At 57.2% G+C, this 20891-nt stretch carries 14 protein-coding genes, 2 tRNA genes and 3 rRNA genes; 11 read left to right on the forward strand and 8 right to left on the reverse strand.

All coding sequences use genetic code 11. The features are described 5' to 3' along the window. The first annotated feature begins 218 nt into the window (after positions 1-218). The 8 genes from LRO94_RS04185 (at position 219) to LRO94_RS04220 (ending at position 9162) form a co-directional block, all read left to right on the forward strand. Positions 219-1755: ribosomal RNA gene (locus LRO94_RS04185) — 16S ribosomal RNA — on the forward strand. 83 nt (positions 1756-1838) lie between these two features. Further along, positions 1839-1915, forward strand: a tRNA-Ile gene (locus LRO94_RS04190). Positions 1916-1945: 30 nt separating this feature from the next. Next, positions 1946-2021: transfer RNA gene (locus tag LRO94_RS04195), tRNA-Ala, on the forward strand. Between the two features lie 247 nt (positions 2022-2268). Then, a 23S ribosomal RNA gene (locus tag LRO94_RS04200) occupies positions 2269-5160 on the forward strand. 169 nt (positions 5161-5329) lie between these two features. Next, positions 5330-5445: ribosomal RNA gene (gene rrf, locus LRO94_RS04205) — 5S ribosomal RNA — on the forward strand. The 16S, 23S and 5S rRNA genes sit together here with 2 tRNA genes alongside, the layout of an rRNA operon. A 151-nt stretch (positions 5446-5596) precedes the next feature. After that, positions 5597-6256 carry a paraquat-inducible protein A gene (locus tag LRO94_RS04210; protein ID WP_032886028.1) on the forward strand — a complete coding sequence of 220 codons (660 nt, stop codon included), beginning with the start codon at positions 5597-5599 and terminating at the stop codon, positions 6254-6256. Then, a complete protein-coding gene (locus tag LRO94_RS04215) occupies positions 6243-6866 on the forward strand; it encodes a paraquat-inducible protein A (RefSeq protein WP_032886029.1) in 624 nt (207 codons plus the stop codon). The genes LRO94_RS04210 and LRO94_RS04215 overlap by 14 nt, the downstream gene beginning before the upstream one ends. Next, positions 6859-9162, forward strand: coding sequence for a PqiB family protein (locus tag LRO94_RS04220; RefSeq protein WP_095183739.1), 2304 nt, complete (start codon positions 6859-6861; stop codon positions 9160-9162). Before LRO94_RS04215 ends, LRO94_RS04220 begins: the two co-directional genes overlap by 8 nt. 95 nt (positions 9163-9257) lie before the next feature. Here the strand turns inward: LRO94_RS04220 and mksF are convergent, their stop codons facing one another. The 3 genes from mksF to mksB are packed head-to-tail and all read right to left on the reverse strand — an operon-like array spanning position 9258 to position 14069. Then, on the reverse strand, positions 9258-12098 hold the full coding sequence (mksF, locus tag LRO94_RS04225; protein WP_032886031.1) for an Mks condensin complex protein MksF: 2841 nt from the start codon (positions 12096-12098) through the stop codon (positions 9258-9260). Then, complete coding sequence (mksE, locus tag LRO94_RS04230) at positions 12095-12802, reverse strand: Mks condensin complex protein MksE (RefSeq protein ID WP_032886032.1); 708 nt, start codon at positions 12800-12802, stop codon at positions 12095-12097. The genes mksF and mksE overlap by 4 nt, the downstream gene beginning before the upstream one ends. Continuing rightward, positions 12792-14069, reverse strand: a complete 1278-nt coding sequence (gene mksB, locus LRO94_RS04235) for an Mks condensin complex protein MksB (protein WP_032886033.1) — start codon at positions 14067-14069, stop codon at positions 12792-12794. Before mksB ends, mksE begins: the two co-directional genes overlap by 11 nt. A gap of 187 nt (positions 14070-14256) precedes the next feature. Here mksB and LRO94_RS04240 point away from each other — a divergent pair, with 187 nt between their 5' ends. Then, positions 14257-15000, forward strand: coding sequence for a hypothetical protein (locus tag LRO94_RS04240; protein ID WP_050442822.1), 744 nt, complete (start codon positions 14257-14259; stop codon positions 14998-15000). Continuing rightward, complete coding sequence (rimI, locus tag LRO94_RS04245; protein WP_032886035.1) at positions 14993-15445, forward strand: ribosomal protein S18-alanine N-acetyltransferase; 453 nt, start codon at positions 14993-14995, stop codon at positions 15443-15445. Before LRO94_RS04240 ends, rimI begins: the two co-directional genes overlap by 8 nt. Positions 15446-15517: 72 nt before the next feature. Here the strand turns inward: rimI and LRO94_RS04250 are convergent, their stop codons facing one another. Beyond that, the gene (locus LRO94_RS04250; protein WP_032886036.1) at positions 15518-15922 is read right to left on the reverse strand and encodes a hypothetical protein; all 405 of its coding nucleotides are present in this window, start codon (positions 15920-15922) and stop codon (positions 15518-15520) included. Positions 15923-16061: 139 nt separating this feature from the next. Between LRO94_RS04250 and can the strand changes: the two genes are divergently transcribed. Continuing rightward, a complete protein-coding gene (gene can, locus LRO94_RS04255; RefSeq protein WP_003188288.1) occupies positions 16062-16706 on the forward strand; it encodes a carbonate dehydratase in 645 nt (214 codons plus the stop codon). On the opposite strand, the gene LRO94_RS04260 is transcribed toward can, so the two are convergent. The 4 genes from LRO94_RS04260 to LRO94_RS04275 form a co-directional block, all read right to left on the reverse strand. Then, positions 16703-17227 (reverse strand): SET domain-containing protein-lysine N-methyltransferase, encoded by a 525-nt coding sequence (locus LRO94_RS04260; protein WP_179179559.1) that lies wholly within the window; start codon positions 17225-17227, stop codon positions 16703-16705. The two genes, can and LRO94_RS04260, sit on opposite strands and share 4 nt — an antisense overlap. 148 nt (positions 17228-17375) lie before the next feature. After that, positions 17376-18545 (reverse strand): hypothetical protein, encoded by a 1170-nt coding sequence (locus LRO94_RS04265; RefSeq protein ID WP_032886038.1) that lies wholly within the window; start codon positions 18543-18545, stop codon positions 17376-17378. 121 nt (positions 18546-18666) lie between these two features. Further along, on the reverse strand, positions 18667-20367 hold the full coding sequence (gene acpA / locus LRO94_RS04270) for an acid phosphatase (RefSeq protein WP_032886040.1): 1701 nt from the start codon (positions 20365-20367) through the stop codon (positions 18667-18669). An 82-nt stretch (positions 20368-20449) separates the two neighbouring features. After that, positions 20450-20770 carry a hypothetical protein gene (locus LRO94_RS04275; RefSeq protein ID WP_032886041.1) on the reverse strand — a complete coding sequence of 107 codons (321 nt, stop codon included), beginning with the start codon at positions 20768-20770 and terminating at the stop codon, positions 20450-20452. Positions 20771-20891: the final 121 nt, after the last annotated feature.

Below are 20891 nucleotides of genomic sequence, written 5' to 3' on the forward strand. Positions count from 1 at the left end.
CAAATGAGGCTGCTGTAGAATGCGCGCCTCGGTTGAGACGAAAGATCTTAACCAACCGCTCTTTAACAACTGAATCAAGCAATTCGTGTGGGTGCTTGTGGAGTCAGACTGATAGTCAACAAGATTATCAGCATCACAAGTTACTCCGCGAGAAATCAAAGATGTAACCAACGATTGCTGAGCCAAGTTTAGGGTTTCTTAAAAACCCAAAGATGTTTGAACTGAAGAGTTTGATCATGGCTCAGATTGAACGCTGGCGGCAGGCCTAACACATGCAAGTCGAGCGGTAGAGAGAAGCTTGCTTCTCTTGAGAGCGGCGGACGGGTGAGTAATGCCTAGGAATCTGCCTGGTAGTGGGGGATAACGTTCGGAAACGGACGCTAATACCGCATACGTCCTACGGGAGAAAGCAGGGGACCTTCGGGCCTTGCGCTATCAGATGAGCCTAGGTCGGATTAGCTAGTTGGTGAGGTAATGGCTCACCAAGGCGACGATCCGTAACTGGTCTGAGAGGATGATCAGTCACACTGGAACTGAGACACGGTCCAGACTCCTACGGGAGGCAGCAGTGGGGAATATTGGACAATGGGCGAAAGCCTGATCCAGCCATGCCGCGTGTGTGAAGAAGGTCTTCGGATTGTAAAGCACTTTAAGTTGGGAGGAAGGGCAGTTACCTAATACGTGATTGTTTTGACGTTACCGACAGAATAAGCACCGGCTAACTCTGTGCCAGCAGCCGCGGTAATACAGAGGGTGCAAGCGTTAATCGGAATTACTGGGCGTAAAGCGCGCGTAGGTGGTTTGTTAAGTTGGATGTGAAATCCCCGGGCTCAACCTGGGAACTGCATTCAAAACTGACTGACTAGAGTATGGTAGAGGGTGGTGGAATTTCCTGTGTAGCGGTGAAATGCGTAGATATAGGAAGGAACACCAGTGGCGAAGGCGACCACCTGGACTGATACTGACACTGAGGTGCGAAAGCGTGGGGAGCAAACAGGATTAGATACCCTGGTAGTCCACGCCGTAAACGATGTCAACTAGCCGTTGGGAGCCTTGAGCTCTTAGTGGCGCAGCTAACGCATTAAGTTGACCGCCTGGGGAGTACGGCCGCAAGGTTAAAACTCAAATGAATTGACGGGGGCCCGCACAAGCGGTGGAGCATGTGGTTTAATTCGAAGCAACGCGAAGAACCTTACCAGGCCTTGACATCCAATGAACTTTCTAGAGATAGATTGGTGCCTTCGGGAACATTGAGACAGGTGCTGCATGGCTGTCGTCAGCTCGTGTCGTGAGATGTTGGGTTAAGTCCCGTAACGAGCGCAACCCTTGTCCTTAGTTACCAGCACGTAATGGTGGGCACTCTAAGGAGACTGCCGGTGACAAACCGGAGGAAGGTGGGGATGACGTCAAGTCATCATGGCCCTTACGGCCTGGGCTACACACGTGCTACAATGGTCGGTACAGAGGGTTGCCAAGCCGCGAGGTGGAGCTAATCCCATAAAACCGATCGTAGTCCGGATCGCAGTCTGCAACTCGACTGCGTGAAGTCGGAATCGCTAGTAATCGCGAATCAGAATGTCGCGGTGAATACGTTCCCGGGCCTTGTACACACCGCCCGTCACACCATGGGAGTGGGTTGCACCAGAAGTAGCTAGTCTAACCTTCGGGAGGACGGTTACCACGGTGTGATTCATGACTGGGGTGAAGTCGTAACAAGGTAGCCGTAGGGGAACCTGCGGCTGGATCACCTCCTTAATCGACGACATCAGCTGCTCCATAAGTTCCCACACGAATTGCTTGATTCATTGAAGAAGACGATAAAGAAGCAGCCCGAAATTGGGTCTGTAGCTCAGTTGGTTAGAGCGCACCCCTGATAAGGGTGAGGTCGGCAGTTCGAATCTGCCCAGACCCACCAATTTTGTGTGGGAAACGCCTGTAGAAATACGGGGCCATAGCTCAGCTGGGAGAGCGCCTGCCTTGCACGCAGGAGGTCAACGGTTCGATCCCGTTTGGCTCCACCACTACTGCTTCTGTTTGTTGAAAGCTTAGAAATGAGCATTCCATTGTGATGATGGTGAATGTTGATTTCTAGTCTTTGATTAGATCGTTCTTTAAAAATTTGGGTATGTGATAGAAAGATAGACTGAACGTTACTTTCACTGGTAACGGATCAGGCTAAGGTAAAATTTGTGAGTGGCTCGAAAGAGCCAAATCGAATTTTCGGCGAATGTTGTCTTCACAGTATAACCAGATTGCTTGGGGTTATATGGTCAAGTGAAGAAGCGCATACGGTGGATGCCTTGGCAGTCAGAGGCGATGAAAGACGTGGTAGCCTGCGAAAAGCTTCGGGGAGTCGGCAAACAGACTTTGATCCGGAGATGTCTGAATGGGGGAACCCAGCCATCATAAGATGGTTATCTTACGCTGAATACATAGGCGTAAGAGGCGAACCAGGGGAACTGAAACATCTAAGTACCCTGAGGAAAAGAAATCAACCGAGATTCCCTTAGTAGTGGCGAGCGAACGGGGACTAGCCCTTAAGTGGCTTTGAGATTAGCGGAACGCTCTGGAAAGTGCGGCCATAGTGGGTGATAGCCCTGTACGCGAAAATCTCTTAGTCATGAAATCGAGTAGGACGGAGCACGAGAAACTTTGTCTGAATATGGGGGGACCATCCTCCAAGGCTAAATACTACTGACTGACCGATAGTGAACTAGTACCGTGAGGGAAAGGCGAAAAGAACCCCGGAGAGGGGAGTGAAATAGATCCTGAAACCGTATGCGTACAAGCAGTGGGAGCCCACTTTGTTGGGTGACTGCGTACCTTTTGTATAATGGGTCAGCGACTTATTTTCAGTGGCGAGCTTAACCGAATAGGGGAGGCGTAGCGAAAGCGAGTCTTAATAGGGCGTCTAGTCGCTGGGAATAGACCCGAAACCGGGCGATCTATCCATGGGCAGGTTGAAGGTTGGGTAACACTAACTGGAGGACCGAACCGACTACCGTTGAAAAGTTAGCGGATGACCTGTGGATCGGAGTGAAAGGCTAATCAAGCTCGGAGATAGCTGGTTCTCCTCGAAAGCTATTTAGGTAGCGCCTCATGTATCACTGTAGGGGGTAGAGCACTGTTTCGGCTAGGGGGTCATCCCGACTTACCAAACCGATGCAAACTCCGAATACCTACAAGTGCCGAGCATGGGAGACACACGGCGGGTGCTAACGTCCGTCGTGAAAAGGGAAACAACCCAGACCGTCAGCTAAGGTCCCAAAGTTATGGTTAAGTGGGAAACGATGTGGGAAGGCTTAGACAGCTAGGAGGTTGGCTTAGAAGCAGCCACCCTTTAAAGAAAGCGTAATAGCTCACTAGTCGAGTCGGCCTGCGCGGAAGATGTAACGGGGCTCAAACCATACACCGAAGCTACGGGTATCACGTAAGTGATGCGGTAGAGGAGCGTTCTGTAAGCCTGTGAAGGTGAGTTGAGAAGCTTGCTGGAGGTATCAGAAGTGCGAATGCTGACATGAGTAACGACAATGGGTGTGAAAAACACCCACGCCGAAAGACCAAGGTTTCCTGCGCAACGTTAATCGACGCAGGGTTAGTCGGTCCCTAAGGCGAGGCTGAAAAGCGTAGTCGATGGAAAACAGGTTAATATTCCTGTACTTCTGGTTATTGCGATGGAGGGACGGAGAAGGCTAGGCCAGCTTGGCGTTGGTTGTCCAAGTTTAAGGTGGTAGGCTGAGATCTTAGGTAAATCCGGGATCTTAAGGCCGAGAGCTGATGACGAGTTAACTTTTAGTTAACGAAGTGGTTGATGCCATGCTTCCAAGAAAAGCTTCTAAGCTTCAGGTAACCAGGAACCGTACCCCAAACCGACACAGGTGGTTGGGTAGAGAATACCAAGGCGCTTGAGAGAACTCGGGTGAAGGAACTAGGCAAAATGGCACCGTAACTTCGGGAGAAGGTGCGCCGGTGAGGGTGAAGGACTTGCTCCGTAAGCTCATGCCGGTCGAAGATACCAGGCCGCTGCGACTGTTTATTAAAAACACAGCACTCTGCAAACACGAAAGTGGACGTATAGGGTGTGACGCCTGCCCGGTGCCGGAAGGTTAATTGATGGGGTTAGCTAACGCGAAGCTCTTGATCGAAGCCCCGGTAAACGGCGGCCGTAACTATAACGGTCCTAAGGTAGCGAAATTCCTTGTCGGGTAAGTTCCGACCTGCACGAATGGCGTAACGATGGCGGCGCTGTCTCCACCCGAGACTCAGTGAAATTGAAATCGCTGTGAAGATGCAGTGTATCCGCGGCTAGACGGAAAGACCCCGTGAACCTTTACTATAGCTTTGCACTGGACTTTGAATTTGCTTGTGTAGGATAGGTGGGAGGCTTTGAAGCGTGGACGCCAGTCTGCGTGGAGCCAACCTTGAAATACCACCCTGGCAACTTTGAGGTTCTAACTCAGGTCCGTTATCCGGATCGAGGACAGTGTATGGTGGGTAGTTTGACTGGGGCGGTCTCCTCCTAAAGAGTAACGGAGGAGTACGAAGGTGCGCTCAGACCGGTCGGAAATCGGTCGTAGAGTATAAAGGCAAAAGCGCGCTTGACTGCGAGACAGACACGTCGAGCAGGTACGAAAGTAGGTCTTAGTGATCCGGTGGTTCTGTATGGAAGGGCCATCGCTCAACGGATAAAAGGTACTCCGGGGATAACAGGCTGATACCGCCCAAGAGTTCATATCGACGGCGGTGTTTGGCACCTCGATGTCGGCTCATCACATCCTGGGGCTGAAGCCGGTCCCAAGGGTATGGCTGTTCGCCATTTAAAGTGGTACGCGAGCTGGGTTTAGAACGTCGTGAGACAGTTCGGTCCCTATCTGCCGTGGACGTTTGAGATTTGAGAGGGGCTGCTCCTAGTACGAGAGGACCGGAGTGGACGAACCTCTGGTGTTCCGGTTGTCACGCCAGTGGCATTGCCGGGTAGCTATGTTCGGAATAGATAACCGCTGAAAGCATCTAAGCGGGAAACTAGCCTCAAGATGAGATCTCACTGGAACCTTGAGTTCCCTGAAGGGCCGTCGAAGACTACGACGTTGATAGGTTGGGTGTGTAAGCGCTGTGAGGCGTTGAGCTAACCAATACTAATTGCCCGTGAGGCTTGACCATATAACACCCAAGCAATTTGCTTGCTTCGAGCTGAAAAGCGAAAGAGCACCAGATTGCGGTGTGTGAAGACGAAATGAACCGAAAGTTCGACTCTTGCAAACACCGAAAGCTATCACATACCCAATTTGCTGAAGCGAGGCCTGCTGGTCGCGACTCAGTACCCGAATTTCTTGACGACCATAGAGCATTGGAACCACCTGATCCCATCCCGAACTCAGTAGTGAAACGATGCATCGCCGATGGTAGTGTGGGGTTTCCCCATGTGAGAGTAGGTCATCGTCAAGATTAAATTCCGAAACCCCATTTGCGAAAGCAGATGGGGTTTTGTTTTGGGCGATCGGAAAGTGCGAAGAGGTCCACGACAAATTTGCACAGTTATTTCTGAACCAGACCACTAGAATAGGCACCTAACCTTTTTTAGAGCCAGAGCCCTACTATGCCCGATCCGGTTGATGCCCTTGAGGTGTCGGATTTACCACTGGACGATCTAGTGGCATGCCATGAGTGTGACTTGCTGATGCGCAAACCCGTGCTCGCCCTCGGCGAAAAAGCGCAATGTCCGCGCTGCGGTTACGAGCTGTACGCTCATCGCCACAATGTCGTCGAACGTAGCCTCGCGCTGGTTCTCGCGGCGCTGTTGCTGTACATCCCCGCGAACTTTCTTCCCATCATGAAGCTCAATCTACTCGGGCAGTCCTCAGAGGACACCGTCTGGAGTGGCGTAGTTGGCTTGTTCGATACCGGCATGCAGGGCGTCGCAGCTGTAGTGTTTCTATGCAGCATGGGCATTCCCTTGCTCAAGTTGCTTTGCCAATTGGCGGTGCTGCTCAGTATTCGTTGGAAAATCGGGCGTAGTTACGGCCTGCTGCTGTACCGCATCTACCACCACATGAAAGATTGGGGAATGTTGGAGGTCTACCTGATGGGCGTACTGGTAGCGATCGTAAAACTTGCCGACATGGCCTCCATCACGATTGGCCTGGGTTTGGTCTGCTTCGTCAGTCTATTAATGGTTCAGGTTCTGCTTGAGGTGGTGATGTCGCCGCATCAGATCTGGCAAGCACTGTCAGGGGAAGATGATCATGCGGGCGATTGATGCGGGCATTCTGATCTGTACCGAATGCCACGAGTTAAACAAGCAGCAAGCAGATACCGATGAGCAAATTTGCACGCGTTGCGGTGCGCTGATCCATGCTCGCCGTCCCAACAGCCTTACCCGCACCTGGGCATTGCTGATCACTGCCGCAATTCTATATATCCCCGCCAACCTGCTGCCAATCATGACCATCAACTCATTGGGCCAGGGAGACCCCAGCACCATTATGGCTGGCGTGATCCAACTGGTGCAGCACGGTATGTTTCCCATCGCCGCCGTGGTATTTATCGCCAGTATTCTGGTGCCGACATTCAAGCTGGTTGGCATTGGCCTGCTACTGTTCTCGGTGCAGCGTCACCAGCCGCTCTCTGCACAACAACGCATTGTGATGTACCGCTTTATCGAATTCATTGGGCGCTGGTCCATGTTGGATATCTTCGTGATCGCCATCCTGGTGGCGGTCGTAAACTTTGGACGGCTTGCCAGCGTCGAGGCCAACCTCGGCGCAGCGGCGTTCGCCAGTGTGGTGATCTTGACGATGCTTGCCGCTGTAACTTTTGATCCCCGACTGATTTGGGATAACACGGAGTCGGACGACGACCATGAGTGAATTGCCTAAAGCTAAAACCCGCCCAGCCTCCAACTGGTCGGCCATTTGGGTGTTGCCCCTGATTGCTCTGATCATCGGCGGCTGGCTGGGATGGCGTGCCTATTCCCAACAGGGCATCGAGATCCAAGTGCGCTTCGAAAGTGGCGAAGGCATTCAGGTCAACAAGACTGAAGTGGTCTATAAGGGCATGCCCGTGGGCAAGGTCAAAGCCTTGGCTTTGGATGACGAGGGCAACAATCGCGGGGTGATCGCCACCATCGAGATGAATAAGGACGTCGATCAATACCTCAAGACCAACACGCGCTTCTGGCTGGTCAAACCCAGCGTCAGCCTCGCCGGCATCACCGGCTTGGAAACCCTGGTCTCGGGTAACTACATCGCCGCCAGCCCTGGCGATGGTGAGCCCACACGTAAATTCAAAGCGCTCTCTGAAGAGCCCCCGTTATCCGACGCCAAGCCCGGTCTGCACTTGACCATCAAGGCTGATCGTCTCGGCTCGCTGAACCGTGGCAGCCCAGTCTTCTACAAGCAAATCCAAGTCGGCCAGGTCAAAAGCTACCTGTTGTCCGAAGATCAAAGTACCGTTGAAATCAAGGTCTACATCGAGCCGACTTACGCCAACCTGGTGCGCAAACACACGCGTTTCTGGAACGCCAGCGGCATCAGCATCGACGCTAACCTTTCCGGTGTAAAAGTGCGCAGCGAGTCTCTTTCCAGCATCGTCGCGGGTGGTATCGCCTTCGCCACGCCGGAGAACCGCAAAGACAGCCCCCCGACCGACCCAAGCCTGCCTTTCCGTCTGTATGAAGACTTCGACGCCGCCGCTGCTGGTATCAGGGTGAAGGTCAAGCTCACCGACTTCGAAGGCCTGCAGGCTGGGCGTACGCCGGTGATGTACAAAGGCATCCAGGTGGGTAGTCTGAAAACCCTGAAGATCGACCCGGACCTCTCCAGCGCCAATGCCGAGTTGACTCTCGATCCGTTGGCCGAAGATTACCTGGTGCAGGACACCCAATTCTGGGTTGTGAAACCGTCCATCTCCCTGGCAGGCATCACCGGTCTGGAAGCGTTGGTAAAAGGTAACTACATCGCCATCCGCCCTGGCGATAAGGGCAGCGCCCCGCAGCGCGAATACGTTGCCCGCGCCAAAGCGCCGCCACTGGACCTGCGTTCACCGGGCCTGCACATGGTGCTGTTCACCGATAACCTCGGCTCCCTGGATGTTGGCAGCCCGATCCTCTACAAGCAGGTCAAGGTCGGTTCGGTGCAGAGCTACCAGTTCTCGCGCAAGAACAAGCAACTGGTGATTGGCGTTCACATCGAGAAGGAATACGAAAACCTGGTCAATGGCTCCACGCGCTTTTGGAATGCCAGCGGCGTCACCCTGACCGGCGGCCTCACCGGCGGCATCCAGGTCAAGAGTGAATCTCTGGCCAGCCTGATGGCCGGTGGTATCGCCTTCGAAACCCCCCAGCCAAACGTGCCGCTGAAAAAACGTATTCCGCGTTTCCGTTTGTTCGCTGACCGTGAAGCCGCCAATCAGCATGGCACGCTGGTGACCATCAAGGTCGACCGCGCCGACGGCCTGCGCCCAGGCACTGCCGTACGTTTCAAAGGCCTTGATGTCGGCAAGATCGAGAGTGTCGACCTGAGTGCCGATATGCAGTCGGTGCTCCTCAGCGCCCGCATCACTCAGGTGGCAGACCGCATCGCGCGTGCAGGTAGCCAGTTCTGGGTGGTCAAGCCGGAACTGGGCCTGATGAAAACCTCCAACCTGGAAACCCTGGTCACTGGCCAATACATCGAAGTGCAACCAGCGGTAAAAAGCTCCGGTCCGCAAAAGAGCTTTGTCGCCTTGGACCAGCCGCCTGAAGCTGTCCGACGAGAAGACGGTTTGAGCCTCACGCTCAGCGCCGCACGTCGTGGCTCGTTGAAGGAAGGTGTCCCCGTTACCTACCGCGAAGTTACCGTGGGCAAAGTCACTGGCTACGAATTGGGCCAAACCGCTGACCGTGTGCTGATCCATATCCTGATCGAGCCCAAGTACGCATCGCTGGTGCGCGGTGGCAGTCGTTTCTGGAATACCAGTGGCTTCGGTCTCGACTTCGGCCTGTTCAAAGGCGCCACCGTGCGCACCGAATCCCTTGAGACGCTGGTTTCCGGCGGTATCGCCTTCGCCACGCCAGACGGCGAGCGCATGGGCAACGCTGCACGGCCGCAGCAAACCTTTCCGCTGTTCGATAAGGTTGAGGATGAATGGCTGACCTGGGCGCCTAAAATTCCGCTCGGCAAGTAGGTCCGATAGCGCCCTCAAAAGCACTGCAAAAACCTGTCCTAAAAAAAGGCCGCGATCCATAAGATCGCGGCCTTTTTGCATTTCAGCGCAACACGTCAGACCTCATCCAATTCCGGCTCATCCGCCTGCGCATTCACCGTCGCCTTCACTGCATCATGGCGACGAATGTACTTCCAGTCCGCCTCATCGATGTAGATCCCGTTCGGCCCGCTGCCGCCTTCCAGGTCGATTGCCACCTGGGCAGACACCTGCGGCTTCACACTGGCCAGGATCGGCACGAAGCCCAGCTGCAAGCTGGTTTCCAGCAATGCGGCCTGGTTCTTTTCATCGATGTCCGCTGCTTCATCAAGGTAATACGGCAAGCGCACACGCCCGGCTTGGTCGCGGTCCATCAAGTGCAGCAACAAATACATGTTGGTCAGCGCCTTGATGGTCATGGTGGTGCCGTTGGATGCCGCACCGTCGATGTCGGTGTGAATCACCGGTTGGCCATGCACCTTGGTGATCTCGAAAGCCAGCTCGAACAGATCCTTGAGGCCCAGTTGGTTATGGTTAGCCGCCACCAGGCGTGCGAGGTATTCCTTGGCCTCTTCGTTCTTGTTGTCTTGCTCGGCGCTCTGGCTGAGGTCGAAGACCGACAAGGTTTCACCTTCCTCGTACTGACCCGCGCTGTGGATGATCTGGTCGATATGCTTGAGGGCTTCCTTATTCGGGGCCAGCACGATACGGAAGCTTTGCAGGTTGGACACCTGGCGCTTGTTGATCTCGCGGTTGAACAGCGCCAGTTGGTGCTCAAGGCTGTCGTAGTCGCTACGGATGTTACGCAAGGTCCGCGCGATATCAGTGACCGCCGCACGGCGTGCCTTGCCGAGGGTCAGCGCCTCATCGGTGCGGTGTGCATAGGCATTGATCAACAGTTGCAGGCGACGCTCGACGTCATCCTCGCTGTCGAACTTGGCGACGCCCTTGAGGCGCACCTGCGCATACAGTGCCTCGATTTGGCCATCAGCGCGCAGCAGACCTTGCCAGCTGTCCTGATAGTCGTTGAGCAATGGCAACAGGTTGTCCATGGAGTCGTCGACCGGATCCATGAACGGCGTACCGAACGGCAAGTCCGCCGGCAGCAACTGACGACGGCGTAAGGCGTCATCAAGCGTACGCTGTTTGGCTTCCATATCACCGATCTGCCGACCGACCAGTTGGAGCTTGGCCGACAGTTGCTGAACGCGCTCGGTAAATGCATCACTGGACCGCTTCAACTCGTCCTGAGCGGCTTCCATCTGCGCCAGGTTTTCCAGCTTCTCGCCTTCTTCGGCGCTCAGGGTTTGCGCACGGCGAAAATCTTCCAAGGCCTTTTGCGCGTCCAGCACTTGCTGGTACAGCGCCTCGGTTTGGGTCTTGCTCGCCGCGCGGTCGGAAGTTACAGCCTGCTGCGTCTTGAGCTGCTTGAGTTCTTTTTCCAGGCGCTCTTTCTGGTCGCGCAATGCGGCGCGATCTGCCAGGGCCTGCAACGCCGGTGGTTCGATGTGCGAGATGTCGATGGACAGCCCCGGCACTTCGAAACGCTCGCCCTTGAAGCCATCGAGAATCTGCTCCAGGGATTTGACCCACTGGCCGTCCTCATCCAGCGTGATGCCGTGTTCACCCAACGGGAGGCTGAACAACGAACTGTTGAACAGACGCATCAGACGCTCGACATCCTGCTGTGAGAATTCTTCCCGCAGCTTGGCGTAGCTGTTGTTGTCTGCGTGATCAAGCTGCTGCTTGACCGACTTCAAACGCTTTTCCAGATCCCGCAGACGCTCGTCCAAATCCTCGGCGCTGAACTGGCGTGACTGCGCCAAAGCGCCAGCCAGTTCATCGTGAGCATCCTTGGCCGCCAGCAGTTGTTGCTCCAGGACCTTCACGTCATCCACCAGGGCAAAGCGATGCTTGAGCACCGACAGCTCGCCCAACCAACGCTGGATGCCGCTGATCTCACGCTCCAGGCGCATCAGCTCTTGGGTGCCGCCACGCTGGTCGTTCTGCAGCGCGTCCTGCTCGTTGCGATAGTGTTCGGCCTGGATCGTCAGCTCTTCCTTACGTGCACTGGCGTAGTCCGACCAAGTGCCCAGCAACGAGTCGAGCAATGGCGACAGGCGATGCAGTTTGCCGCGCAGTGTGTCGCGCTGCCGAACGCCATTGGCCAGTGCCTCGACCAACGGGCCCGCTGCGACCAGGGAGTTGTAATCCTGTTCCATACGTCGCACATCGCGGAAGGCTTCTTCGCACGCGGCGATGTAGTCCACACTGCCGGAACGCAGGCTGTGTTCGAAGGCATCGAGGAACAATTGCTTGAGCTTGGCCGCCGTGATTTCGCGCATATGCAGCAAGTTGATAAACAGCGCGCGGAAGGTCTTCAGACTCTGTTCGCTGGTGGAACGCAGCGGGATCAGCGTCAGGTCCAGGGGGATCGACGTGTGGCCGCCCACCAGCAAACGGCGCAGTTCATCCGGCTTGAGTTCGTAGGCTTTCAGACCCTCGCGCTCAAGGTTGGTAAACAGTTCTTTCTGACGCAGGCACGTGTCGTTCTTTTGGTAGTGAGCCAGGTCCAGCTTGCCCGCATAAGCGAAGAACTGGTGACCGAAACCGCCACCCGGGCCGCGTCCTACCACACCGATCACGTGCGGACCGTGGGGCAGGGACACTTCCACCAGGATGTAGCTGGTGTCGGTTGCAAAGTAGAAACGGCGCGATTGCTCCAACGTGTACTTGCCGAAACTCATGTCCGACATGCGCGCCAGGATCGGGAACTGCAAGGCGTTGATCGATGCGGATTTACCCAGGTTGTTCGCGCCATACACCGATAGCGGCTCTTCCAGGGGGAACAAACCGAGGCTGTAACCGGCGGTGTTCAATAGGGCGAAGCGGCGGATGCCGTAGCGTTCCTTGCTCATGCGTCGGTCTCCTGTTCTTCGGCAATGGCACGGGCCAGTGCGTCTTCTTCGCTTTCTTCTGCGAAGTCGCTTAGGTCCAGCGGATCATCGGTTTTCAGCAGTTTTTCATCGCTGTCTTCGTCGATGATCACTGGCGCTGGCAATGGCAATACGCTGTGCACGCTGGCGGCGAGGTCACGGTCTTGTTGCACCGACAGGCACACGTCGAGGAAGCGGTGCATCGGCGGCAGGAAGCGATAGATGCCGTTGTCTTCGCTGGCAAAACCCAACTGCGTCATGCGGCGCATGATTTTTTCTTCGAGTTCTTCCTGGGTCTGCACTTCGGCCTGGATAAACAGGTCGCGGTATTTTTCCAGCAGCGACGGCAACTCATCCCGTCCAAGGCTGCCGCCGTCGAGCACGGCGATCGGATCGCGGCCCTGGTCGGCCAAGTGCTCGACGATGATGAAGGTGAACAGCGCCAGGCGCTGCGCTGTCTTGTTGACTTGCGCGCTGGCGATCGCGGAGTCCGGCACGAAGTAGTAGAAGCCTCGTGTATCGCAGACCAGCTCAAAACCCAGCGCCCGGAACAGCGTGCGGTACTGGTCTTGGAAGTTCGACAGTTGCGCGTACAGCTCCGGGTCGCGGCGGCTGACGTGGTAACCCTTGAACAGCTCGCGAAAGATCGGCGCCAGCTGGGACAGTTCGGATAGATCAAGATGCATAAGGGGTGCTCGCAGAATTCTCGGCGGAGTCGGTGCTGGCCGGGAGCAGGGCGAAGGAGCGCAGGCTGACCTGGTGCTCGTGTGTGTGGTAATCGCGGCGTTCCAGGCGTTCGCGCTTGAAGCGTTTTTCCCGCGAGAGCCGCGAGAACCAGTACAGCAATTCGTCGGTTGCGCCGTCCGGTTCCTGCTCCAGCAGCCAGTTCATCAGGTCCGGCATTGGCAGAGCATCTTCGCAACGCTCCAGCATTTCCTTGACCGTACGCGGCGCGCGTTGGGCTTCGCCCTTGTGGGATTTGTGCGCCTTGGGGAATCGCGCCGGTTTCGGCTCGAAATTCGCCAGGGCGTACACATAGGCCTCGACCTGGCTGGCACTGCCCAGGAAGGTGCTTTGCGGCCGGGTGAACATGGGCATCGCCGCCTGCGGCACAGCGTCCAGGCCTTTACGGCGGATGGCCGATAATGCCAGCGCGGCGCCACGGGTCACGGCGTTGTGCCGGCGTGCTTCCTCTCGTAGTGGCAACAGCAGCTCCCGCGCATGACGCAAGGTCAGTTGGGCACTGGTCTGCATTTCGAGGATGCGCGCGTGGGTGCGCAGCAGCATGTCGTCGTCCACCAGGTGGCCAAGGCGCTGCTGCTCGGTGAGCATGCGTAGCAGCACATTCTCGACCTTGCGCACGCCTTGCTCGAAGGCGCCGTCGGCGTTCACCAACTGGATCATCGGTTCGACATATTCGTCCCAGGTCGCCAGGACTTCGGCGTAACGCTGGCGCAACGGGATCTGCCGGTCGCTGGTCTTGGCACGGTCGGCCACGGCCGCGAGGGCTTGTTCGTCGTTGGCGAGTTTTTTCAGCACATCCCGCACGCGCATATCCAGCAGGCGCAGTTGCCGGGCCAGGTCGTGACCATCGCGGATGTCGAAGGCGTCCTGGATATAACCGGCCAGGCGCTCAAGATGGCGCAGGTAAGCTTCGATTTCCAGGCACAGGCCAAGCCGGTGCTCCTTGCGAAGATACGCCAGGAAGTCGTGGATCTGCGCGTTGAGCTCGAAACGGTTCGGGCTCTTGGCGACAGGCACCAGGATATCCAAGCGAATCCACACGTCCAGCAGGCTAGTGATGTCCTGGGGCGTGCTGTCCAGTTGTTGGGCGGCCAGTTGTGCGCGCAGCTCGCTCAGGCTCAGGGTGCCTTGGTCGAAGTGTTCGCACAGTGGCTCAAGTAAGGCCCAGTGTTCGGCGAGGGCGCGCAGGACGCGCTTGGGTTCGATCATGGGAATGGCCGGCTGGTTGGCGATTAAAAGTCGCGATTGTACTGCATCAGGCGTGGGATTTATCCACAGCCGGTCAGTGCGCAGTGGGCGATTGTTACCGAACAGCGGTAGAATCCCCGCTCTTTACTTATCCACAAGTGGCCGAGCTGTGCTTATCGAGTCCCGACGTCGCGCTTACTTGACCGCCATGCAGGTGGTCAACTGGCTGCCCCGCACCGAACTGCCGTTTGCCGCGCCGTCGCGGCCCGAGTTGCTGCAGGCGCTTGAGCCTTATGACGCGTTCGAGACCTCGGGCGAGGAGGCCGCTGCACCGGTGGCAGTCGTCAAGCCAGAGCCGCAGGCGCGCCCGGCGGTCGAACGCACCAAGATCGAAGTGCCACGTCCGTCGCCGGTGGCCAAGCCCGTGGTCGCCGAAGCAGAAGCCCCGGTGGTCAAGGCCCCGGTAGTGCCGCCGCCGCGCTTTGCCCTGCAATTGCTGCGGGCCGGGCGCTGTCTGCTGTTGGTGGAATTGCCCACCGGTGAACGCTTCCAGACGCGCGACCCCGCCTACATGCTGCTCAAAGACATGCTGCGCGCTGCGGGTCTGCCTGACAGCCCGCAAATCGTCGGGGACCCGGTACGCTGGCCGCTGTTGGTACGCGGCACCATGGACCAAGGCCCTGAAGCGGCGCGGGACTTTGTGCAAGGCTTTGTCTCGGCGCGCCTGGAAGACGAACCCTGTGTCTGCCTGTGGCTGATCGGCCTCCCCGCCGTGCGGTTTGCCGGCGAGGCGAATGCCGAGTCCTGGTACCGCGAACTGCAGGTCGAGGGCCTGGGTTCTGTATGGGCCCTGCCGGGCCTGGAATTATTAATGGAAGAGCCACAGCGTAAGGCTGATGTCTGGCAAGCCATGCGCCGGCTGATGGCGCGCTGGAAAACAACCGATGAGTGAGGCTTTATCCTTCCGCCCGATGACCGAGGCTGACCTCGATGCCGTGCTGAAAATCGAATACGCGGCGTTCAGCCACCCCTGGACTCGCGGGATCTTTCTCGATGGGCTGGGCAAGTACCAGATCTGGCTGATGTTCGAAGGCGAGCAGCAAGTGGGCCACGGCGTAGTGCAGATCATCCTTGATGAGGCGCATTTGCTGAACATCACTGTCAAGCCGGAAAACCAGGGCCGTGGCCTGGGTTTGGCGTTGCTGGAGCACCTGATGTCCCGCGCTTATGCTGCCAAGGCGCGCGAATGCTTCCTGGAAGTGCGCGACAGCAATACCGGCGCGTTCCGTCTGTATGAGCGTTATGGGTTCAACGAGATTGGGCGTCGCCGCGACTACTACCCGGCTGTCGGCGGGCGCGAAGATGCGGTCGTCATGGCCTGCACCTTGGTCGATTAAACACGCGATCCAGTGTGGGAGAGGCAAGTCGAATCGTCTTACCGCCCCTCCCACATTTGGATTTGCGCAGTGTCAGCGGTTTCCGTCTACCGGGTCCAGATCAGCCAGCTCCGCTTCATCCAGGCCATTGCCGCCGCCAATTTCATCTTCATCCACAATGCTCAGGTCAAAATCTGCCGGGTTGTCTTCACCCGCCTCCCGGGCATCCCGTGCGCCATCTTCATGGATCAGGGTTTCCGGGCTCATATCGTCATCGGTCGGCTCGTGGTCATCCGTCGAAGCGCCAGTCAGACCGGCTTCACGTACCCGTTCGTCGGGCATCAGGTGTTCGCGTTCGCGGGGCGGGATTTCATCGCCGATTTCCGCCGTCGGCGCCTCCTCGTCAAAATCCAGCTCGCGCATCGAGCCCATGCGATCTTCGTTGTCGTCAATCGGTTCGGGCTGTGTAGCGCCGTAGGGACGTCGTGATTCAGTCATGGCCAATCCTCATACTGTGGGGCTTATAGTGTGTGGACAGGCACGGCTCGCCAAAGATTCAAGCTAATTTGCGCATCGCGTGACCTGGACGAAAGGTCGTCAGTCACAAAACTGCGCATCATTCCTGAGGCTTTCCCTGATGAACGAACTACAAGACCTGCTTGATAACAATGAACGCTGGGCGGACGCGATCAAACAGGAAGATCCCGAATTCTTCGCCAAGCTCGCCCGCCAGCAAACCCCGGAATACCTGTGGATCGGCTGCTCCGACGCCCGCGTACCGGCCAACGAGATCGTCGGCATGCTGCCGGGTGATCTGTTCGTGCACCGCAACGTGGCCAACGTGGTGTTGCACACCGACCTCAACTGCCTGTCGGTGATCCAGTACGCGGTCGACGTGCTCAAGGTCAAACACATCCTCGTTACCGGCCACTATGGCTGTGGCGGTGTGCGGGCTTCGATGCAGGATCGCCAGTTCGGCCTGATCGACGGTTGGCTGCGCACCATTCGCGACTTGTATTACGAAAACCGCGATGTGCTGGCCCAATTGCCGACCGAAGAGGAACGCGTCGATCGCATGTGCGAGCTGAACGTGATTCAGCAGGTGGCCAACGTAGGCCACACCAGCATTGTGCAAAACGCCTGGCACCGGGGGCAAAGCCTGTCGATCCATGGTTGCATCTACGGCATCAAGGATGGCCGCTGGAAGAGTTTGAACACCACCATCAGTGGCTTCGAGCAACTACCGCCGCAATATCGCTTGCGGCCGTTGGGCGAAGCCTAAGGTCGTTTGCGCATTCGCCACTGCGCCATGAACGCTTGGCCTTCGGCGTTCAATGGCTCCTGGCTGCCAGTGATCCAGCCCCGGCAGTTCAGTTCGCCGCATTGGCAAGCGAACTGCCGGAACAGCACGTCCTCAGTGCTCGCGTAGTCCAGGGTCAGCCAGGCGCCGGCGGCGATAGGTTGAACGGTCCAGAGTTCCAGGTACGTCGTGTCGAAGAATACATTCGGATTGCAGGAGTGCTGTAACAGGCCGCAGAACCAGCAATCGTACAAGTGGATGCGCGGTGACAGCTGCAGCGTATGTGGGCGTCTCTCGCCCACGGCATAGCCGGAGACATGAGCAATGCGTATGCGGCAGCCAAAGGCTGTGCGCGCCTTGACCCCGCCTTCCATGTCATTTGCGGTGCTTACGACTTTGAAATGCTCGGACGAGGGGTAGCCTTGCTCAATTCGCAGCGTCTTGAACGGATATAAGCATTCAGTCACAGCAGTTCTAGCCTTGTCCATGGCCTGAGTTTTCATAACTCTCCTTGGTTAGGCTGCATCGACCTGCGGGTGGTGTCTGACTACCAGTCTTGCAGCGGATGGGCGCGGCTAAACATTCGCTTAAGTTGGATCCGATTTCTACTGTCAAATCTGACAGTAGAAATCGGATCTTTTTTTGTGGGATTTACAACGCAGGTTCCGCATTGAAGGGAGCTGGGGCGGCGTTCCTCAATTGTTTCAACTGAGTTTTTATTGCTGGCGTTGCACACTTGGCATTGGCTTGCTCCTGGCTCAGTTTGCGCACCGAGGTGTAGAACAATTCACAGGTCTGTTCTTTGCGCGTGACCTGCCAGGTATTCATGCAGGCCTTAAGCAGCACATTCGGATCGCTCGCCGGTTTCTGGCCCATCCCGGCCTGCCAGCAGGCGGCGCTAAGATCCTGGCCCATCACCTTCAAGCCCGCCTCGTCGGCCTTTTGCTCATCGCCGTCATAAGACTCGGGGTCAGCTGCATACCAGATGTAGCTGGGATGGTTGGCACCCAGTACTGAAACGCTTTTGCCCTCGGCCGGGCTTATCTGCGCCAGCCCGAGCACATTCACGGTTTGTCCGTATTGCTGCTTGATCCAACTACGCACCGGTGCCCCGAACGCCACCATCGGCAACGAGCCGTCGGGCTGGAGGCTCAGTTCCTTGACCATACGGGTCTGATAATTGGTGAAGTAGCTGTAGACGCCCTCCAGCTCTTTGCCCGCCGTGGACGGTGCGGCGATGGGGGCGATGTCGATCATGGTCTGGTAGGCCGGGGTTTCGGCGGCCGGCACCCCGTTGTCGGTGAGCAAGTCGGCCCAGCGATCCGTGGTTTTCGATTCCAGGTAATCCTGTGCCTGAGTGAGTGAGTAGTCCGGCGGGAAGTGCATCAACTCGATGCTTTTGCGGTTTTCCAACGCCATGCCCAACGGCAGGAACAGGTACCAGTTAAACGCCCATTTACCGTCGCTGTTGAGCTTGCTGGCGCCTTGGTAGGCGAGGTCGGCGGTATTGAGCAGTGCCGTCAGGGGCTGGCCATAACTGTCAGGTACGCCGCTGAAGGTCGCGGCCACCAGGCCATCATGGACTTTGACGCTGACCTTGGCCCGGCTGTAGCCGTCGCGCTGCACGCTCTGGTTCAGGTAGTGCTCGACGGTCTGCTCCAGCGTCCAAGGCCGAAAGCAGATGACGTTGCAGTTGTTGGGGTAAGCGAACAACTGGGTGACACGCTGCGTGCTGCCCAGCGGTACTTCGATATCGGCTTGAACGACCGCACTGGCCATCAGTGCGGCCAGGGTCAAATACAGCCTGGTCGATGTAAGCATAGTTGGTTCCTTGTCAGCGAAAGCCCGTCTGCGCGGGATGAAAGCCCACCTCTTCACAGTAGCGGCTGACCAGGAAAACCGCGTGCTAAATCGCCGGGCGTGTCGCTATTGGATAAGCGTCCTACACGTTGAACTGCAACGCGTTGCTCAAATCGCCCATGGGCTTCTGACCACGGGCGATCATTGCATCATCGCGCTGTTTGAGACCGTCCAGCGTCTCCAATTGGAAGACTCGGGTGATCAATCGCAGGATTGATGCGGTGTCGTATACCGTATGGTCCACCGTGCCTTTACGTGCGAACGGCGATACCACCAGCGCCGGAACCCGCGTGCCAGGGCCCCAGCGATCACCCTTAGGTGGTGCGACGTGGTCCCACCAGCCGCCGTTTTCATCGACGGTGACGACCACCACCATGTTTTTCCACTGTGGACTTTCCTGCAGTACCTTCAAGGCGCGGGCAATATGGCGATCGCCCGAGGCCACGTCGGCGTAGCCAGCGTGCATGTTCAGGTTGCCCTGGGGTTTATAGAACGTCACCGCCGGCAGCTTGCCGGCCTGGGCATCGGCGAAAAACTTGTTGGTGCTGGACTCATCGCCCAATCCCCCATCGCGCAGGCGCTTGTCGCGCTCGGCACGGTTCTCGGGGCCCTGTTTTTTGAAGTAGTTAAACGGCTGGTGGTGGTATTGGAAATTCGGGATTTTCGGAATACCTCCCGAATCCTTGAACTGATCCAGCGTCGCTTGCCAGGCTCCGGCGTACCAAGCCCAGTCGACGTTTTTTTTCGACAGCTTGTCGCCGATGTGCTCGTGGGTCTGTGGCACCAGCACGTTCGGCAGGTCGGGCTTGGAATAGTCCGGATTCTGCGGGTCGCGAATCCAGGTCGGCCAGTAGGGCGGGGCCAAGGTATTGACTGCGTAACCGTCCGGCGTCAGCGCGCTGGGGCCGAATTGCGGTGGACCGGTCATGGCGCTTGCCGGAGATTTTTCCAGCGGTTTGAGGCGCGTGTCGGTGGGGTCATCGCTTTGCAGCGTGGCGATCTGCGCCTTGGCCACCGACGCTGCTGCGTTCGGATACACCGGCGCCGTAGCGCTGATCAGGTATTGATGGTTAAGGAATGAACCGCCGAAAGCGCCCTGGAAGAAGTTATCGCAGAGCACAAACTCCTTGGCCACGTCCCACAGGCGCAGGGAATAGCGGCTTTGGGCGTAACGGCCCATCACCAGCCCGCCGGAGTCCGCCCAGGCAACGAAGCCATCGTTCTTGCCGCCGTTAATCTGCATCTGGTTCTGGTAAAACACATGCCACAAGTCGCGGGTGACAAGGCTCAAGGGCAGGTCCTCGCCACTCGGGCCCTTGAGGTCGAAAGGGGCGTTGGGCAGGTTTTCCTGGAATTGCATTTCGCTGGGGTAGGTCACCCCGTCCACGGTTTGCGGGCCGACTTGCAGCACACCGCCCCAGGCCGGTGGCAGGGTGGTCAACAGGCTGCCGTCGCGGTCGCGTTGCTGAGTATCGGTCGCGGAAAGCGCGGAGAGCGGTTTCTCGACACCAGGGAAATCCGCAAACAGATTGTTGAAACTGCGGTTCTCGGCATAGATCACTACCACGGTTTTCACCTGGTCGTGCAAGGCCTTGTCCAGCTCTTGAGGTGTGAGCGGTCGCGCTACCGGTTTTCCGGGCGCTTCGCTGGTGTTGCCGCAGGCACTCAAGGTCGCACCCACCCCCAACACCGCCGCACCACCCAGGAAACGCCGGCGGCTGCTGTCTACAGATGGTTGGGGGATGGAATCAGGGGAAGGGCGGTCTTCGTGCTCGTCACTCATTGCGGGAGTCCTTGCTGGCGAGTTGTTGCAAGATATTTCGCAGGACGGTAGCAACGCAATATGACGGAACGAAGACAGGCGCTTAAAGCAGCCGCAGCGCCAACTGGCTGCCGGCACGCAAGTACTCTACTTGGGCTGTTATCGCATCTTTTACGATGGCCTCGCCCGTGTCGGTCAGTTTGTCTTTCTTGGCGTCGATGACGCTGGTCTGCAGCAACTGCATGGCCACATCGATGGCTTTCTGGAAGGCCGTCACGTTGTTGTGCAGGCCGAACTCCTTGATAACAGCGTCCATGCGCCGGTCGGCCTCGTCGCGCAGGGTCTTGTACTCGACGAACGATACGTTGTCGTCCTGGTAAATTTCGTTGAGCAGCGTTTCCAGGGTCTTGGATAGAGGGGTCATCGGATATTCCTTGGTCTAGTGTGAGGATTTATCCGGGTCAGGTTAATCAAGGGCGCGGGCAGGAGGAGTCAGGGGTTGTCGCCGCATGGCGTGGGACAACCCCTATGCGTTTCATCAGAAA

This window comes from Pseudomonas sivasensis (genome assembly GCF_021391435.1).
In the GTDB taxonomy this organism is placed as follows: Bacteria; Pseudomonadota; Gammaproteobacteria; order Pseudomonadales; family Pseudomonadaceae; genus Aquipseudomonas; species Aquipseudomonas sivasensis.

Coding starts and splice junctions, on each gene's coding strand:
- LRO94_RS04210 (WP_032886028.1), top strand. CDS start 5,597: ATGCCCGATCCGGTTGATGCCCTTGAGGTGTCGGATTTACCACTGGAC.
- LRO94_RS04215 (WP_032886029.1), top strand. CDS start 6,243: ATGCGGGCGATTGATGCGGGCATTCTGATCTGTACCGAATGCCACGAG.
- LRO94_RS04220 (WP_095183739.1), top strand. CDS start 6,859: ATGAGTGAATTGCCTAAAGCTAAAACCCGCCCAGCCTCCAACTGGTCG.
- mksF (WP_032886031.1), bottom strand. CDS start 12,098: ATGAGCAAGGAACGCTACGGCATCCGCCGCTTCGCCCTATTGAACACC.
- mksE (WP_032886032.1), bottom strand. CDS start 12,802: ATGCATCTTGATCTATCCGAACTGTCCCAGCTGGCGCCGATCTTTCGC.
- mksB (WP_032886033.1), bottom strand. CDS start 14,069: ATGATCGAACCCAAGCGCGTCCTGCGCGCCCTCGCCGAACACTGGGCC.
- LRO94_RS04240 (WP_050442822.1), top strand. CDS start 14,257: ATGCAGGTGGTCAACTGGCTGCCCCGCACCGAACTGCCGTTTGCCGCG.
- rimI (WP_032886035.1), top strand. CDS start 14,993: ATGAGTGAGGCTTTATCCTTCCGCCCGATGACCGAGGCTGACCTCGAT.
- LRO94_RS04250 (WP_032886036.1), bottom strand. CDS start 15,922: ATGACTGAATCACGACGTCCCTACGGCGCTACACAGCCCGAACCGATT.
- can (WP_003188288.1), top strand. CDS start 16,062: ATGAACGAACTACAAGACCTGCTTGATAACAATGAACGCTGGGCGGAC.
- LRO94_RS04260 (WP_179179559.1), bottom strand. CDS start 17,227: ATGAAAACTCAGGCCATGGACAAGGCTAGAACTGCTGTGACTGAATGC.
- LRO94_RS04265 (WP_032886038.1), bottom strand. CDS start 18,545: ATGCTTACATCGACCAGGCTGTATTTGACCCTGGCCGCACTGATGGCC.
- acpA (WP_032886040.1), bottom strand. CDS start 20,367: ATGAGTGACGAGCACGAAGACCGCCCTTCCCCTGATTCCATCCCCCAA.
- LRO94_RS04275 (WP_032886041.1), bottom strand. CDS start 20,770: ATGACCCCTCTATCCAAGACCCTGGAAACGCTGCTCAACGAAATTTAC.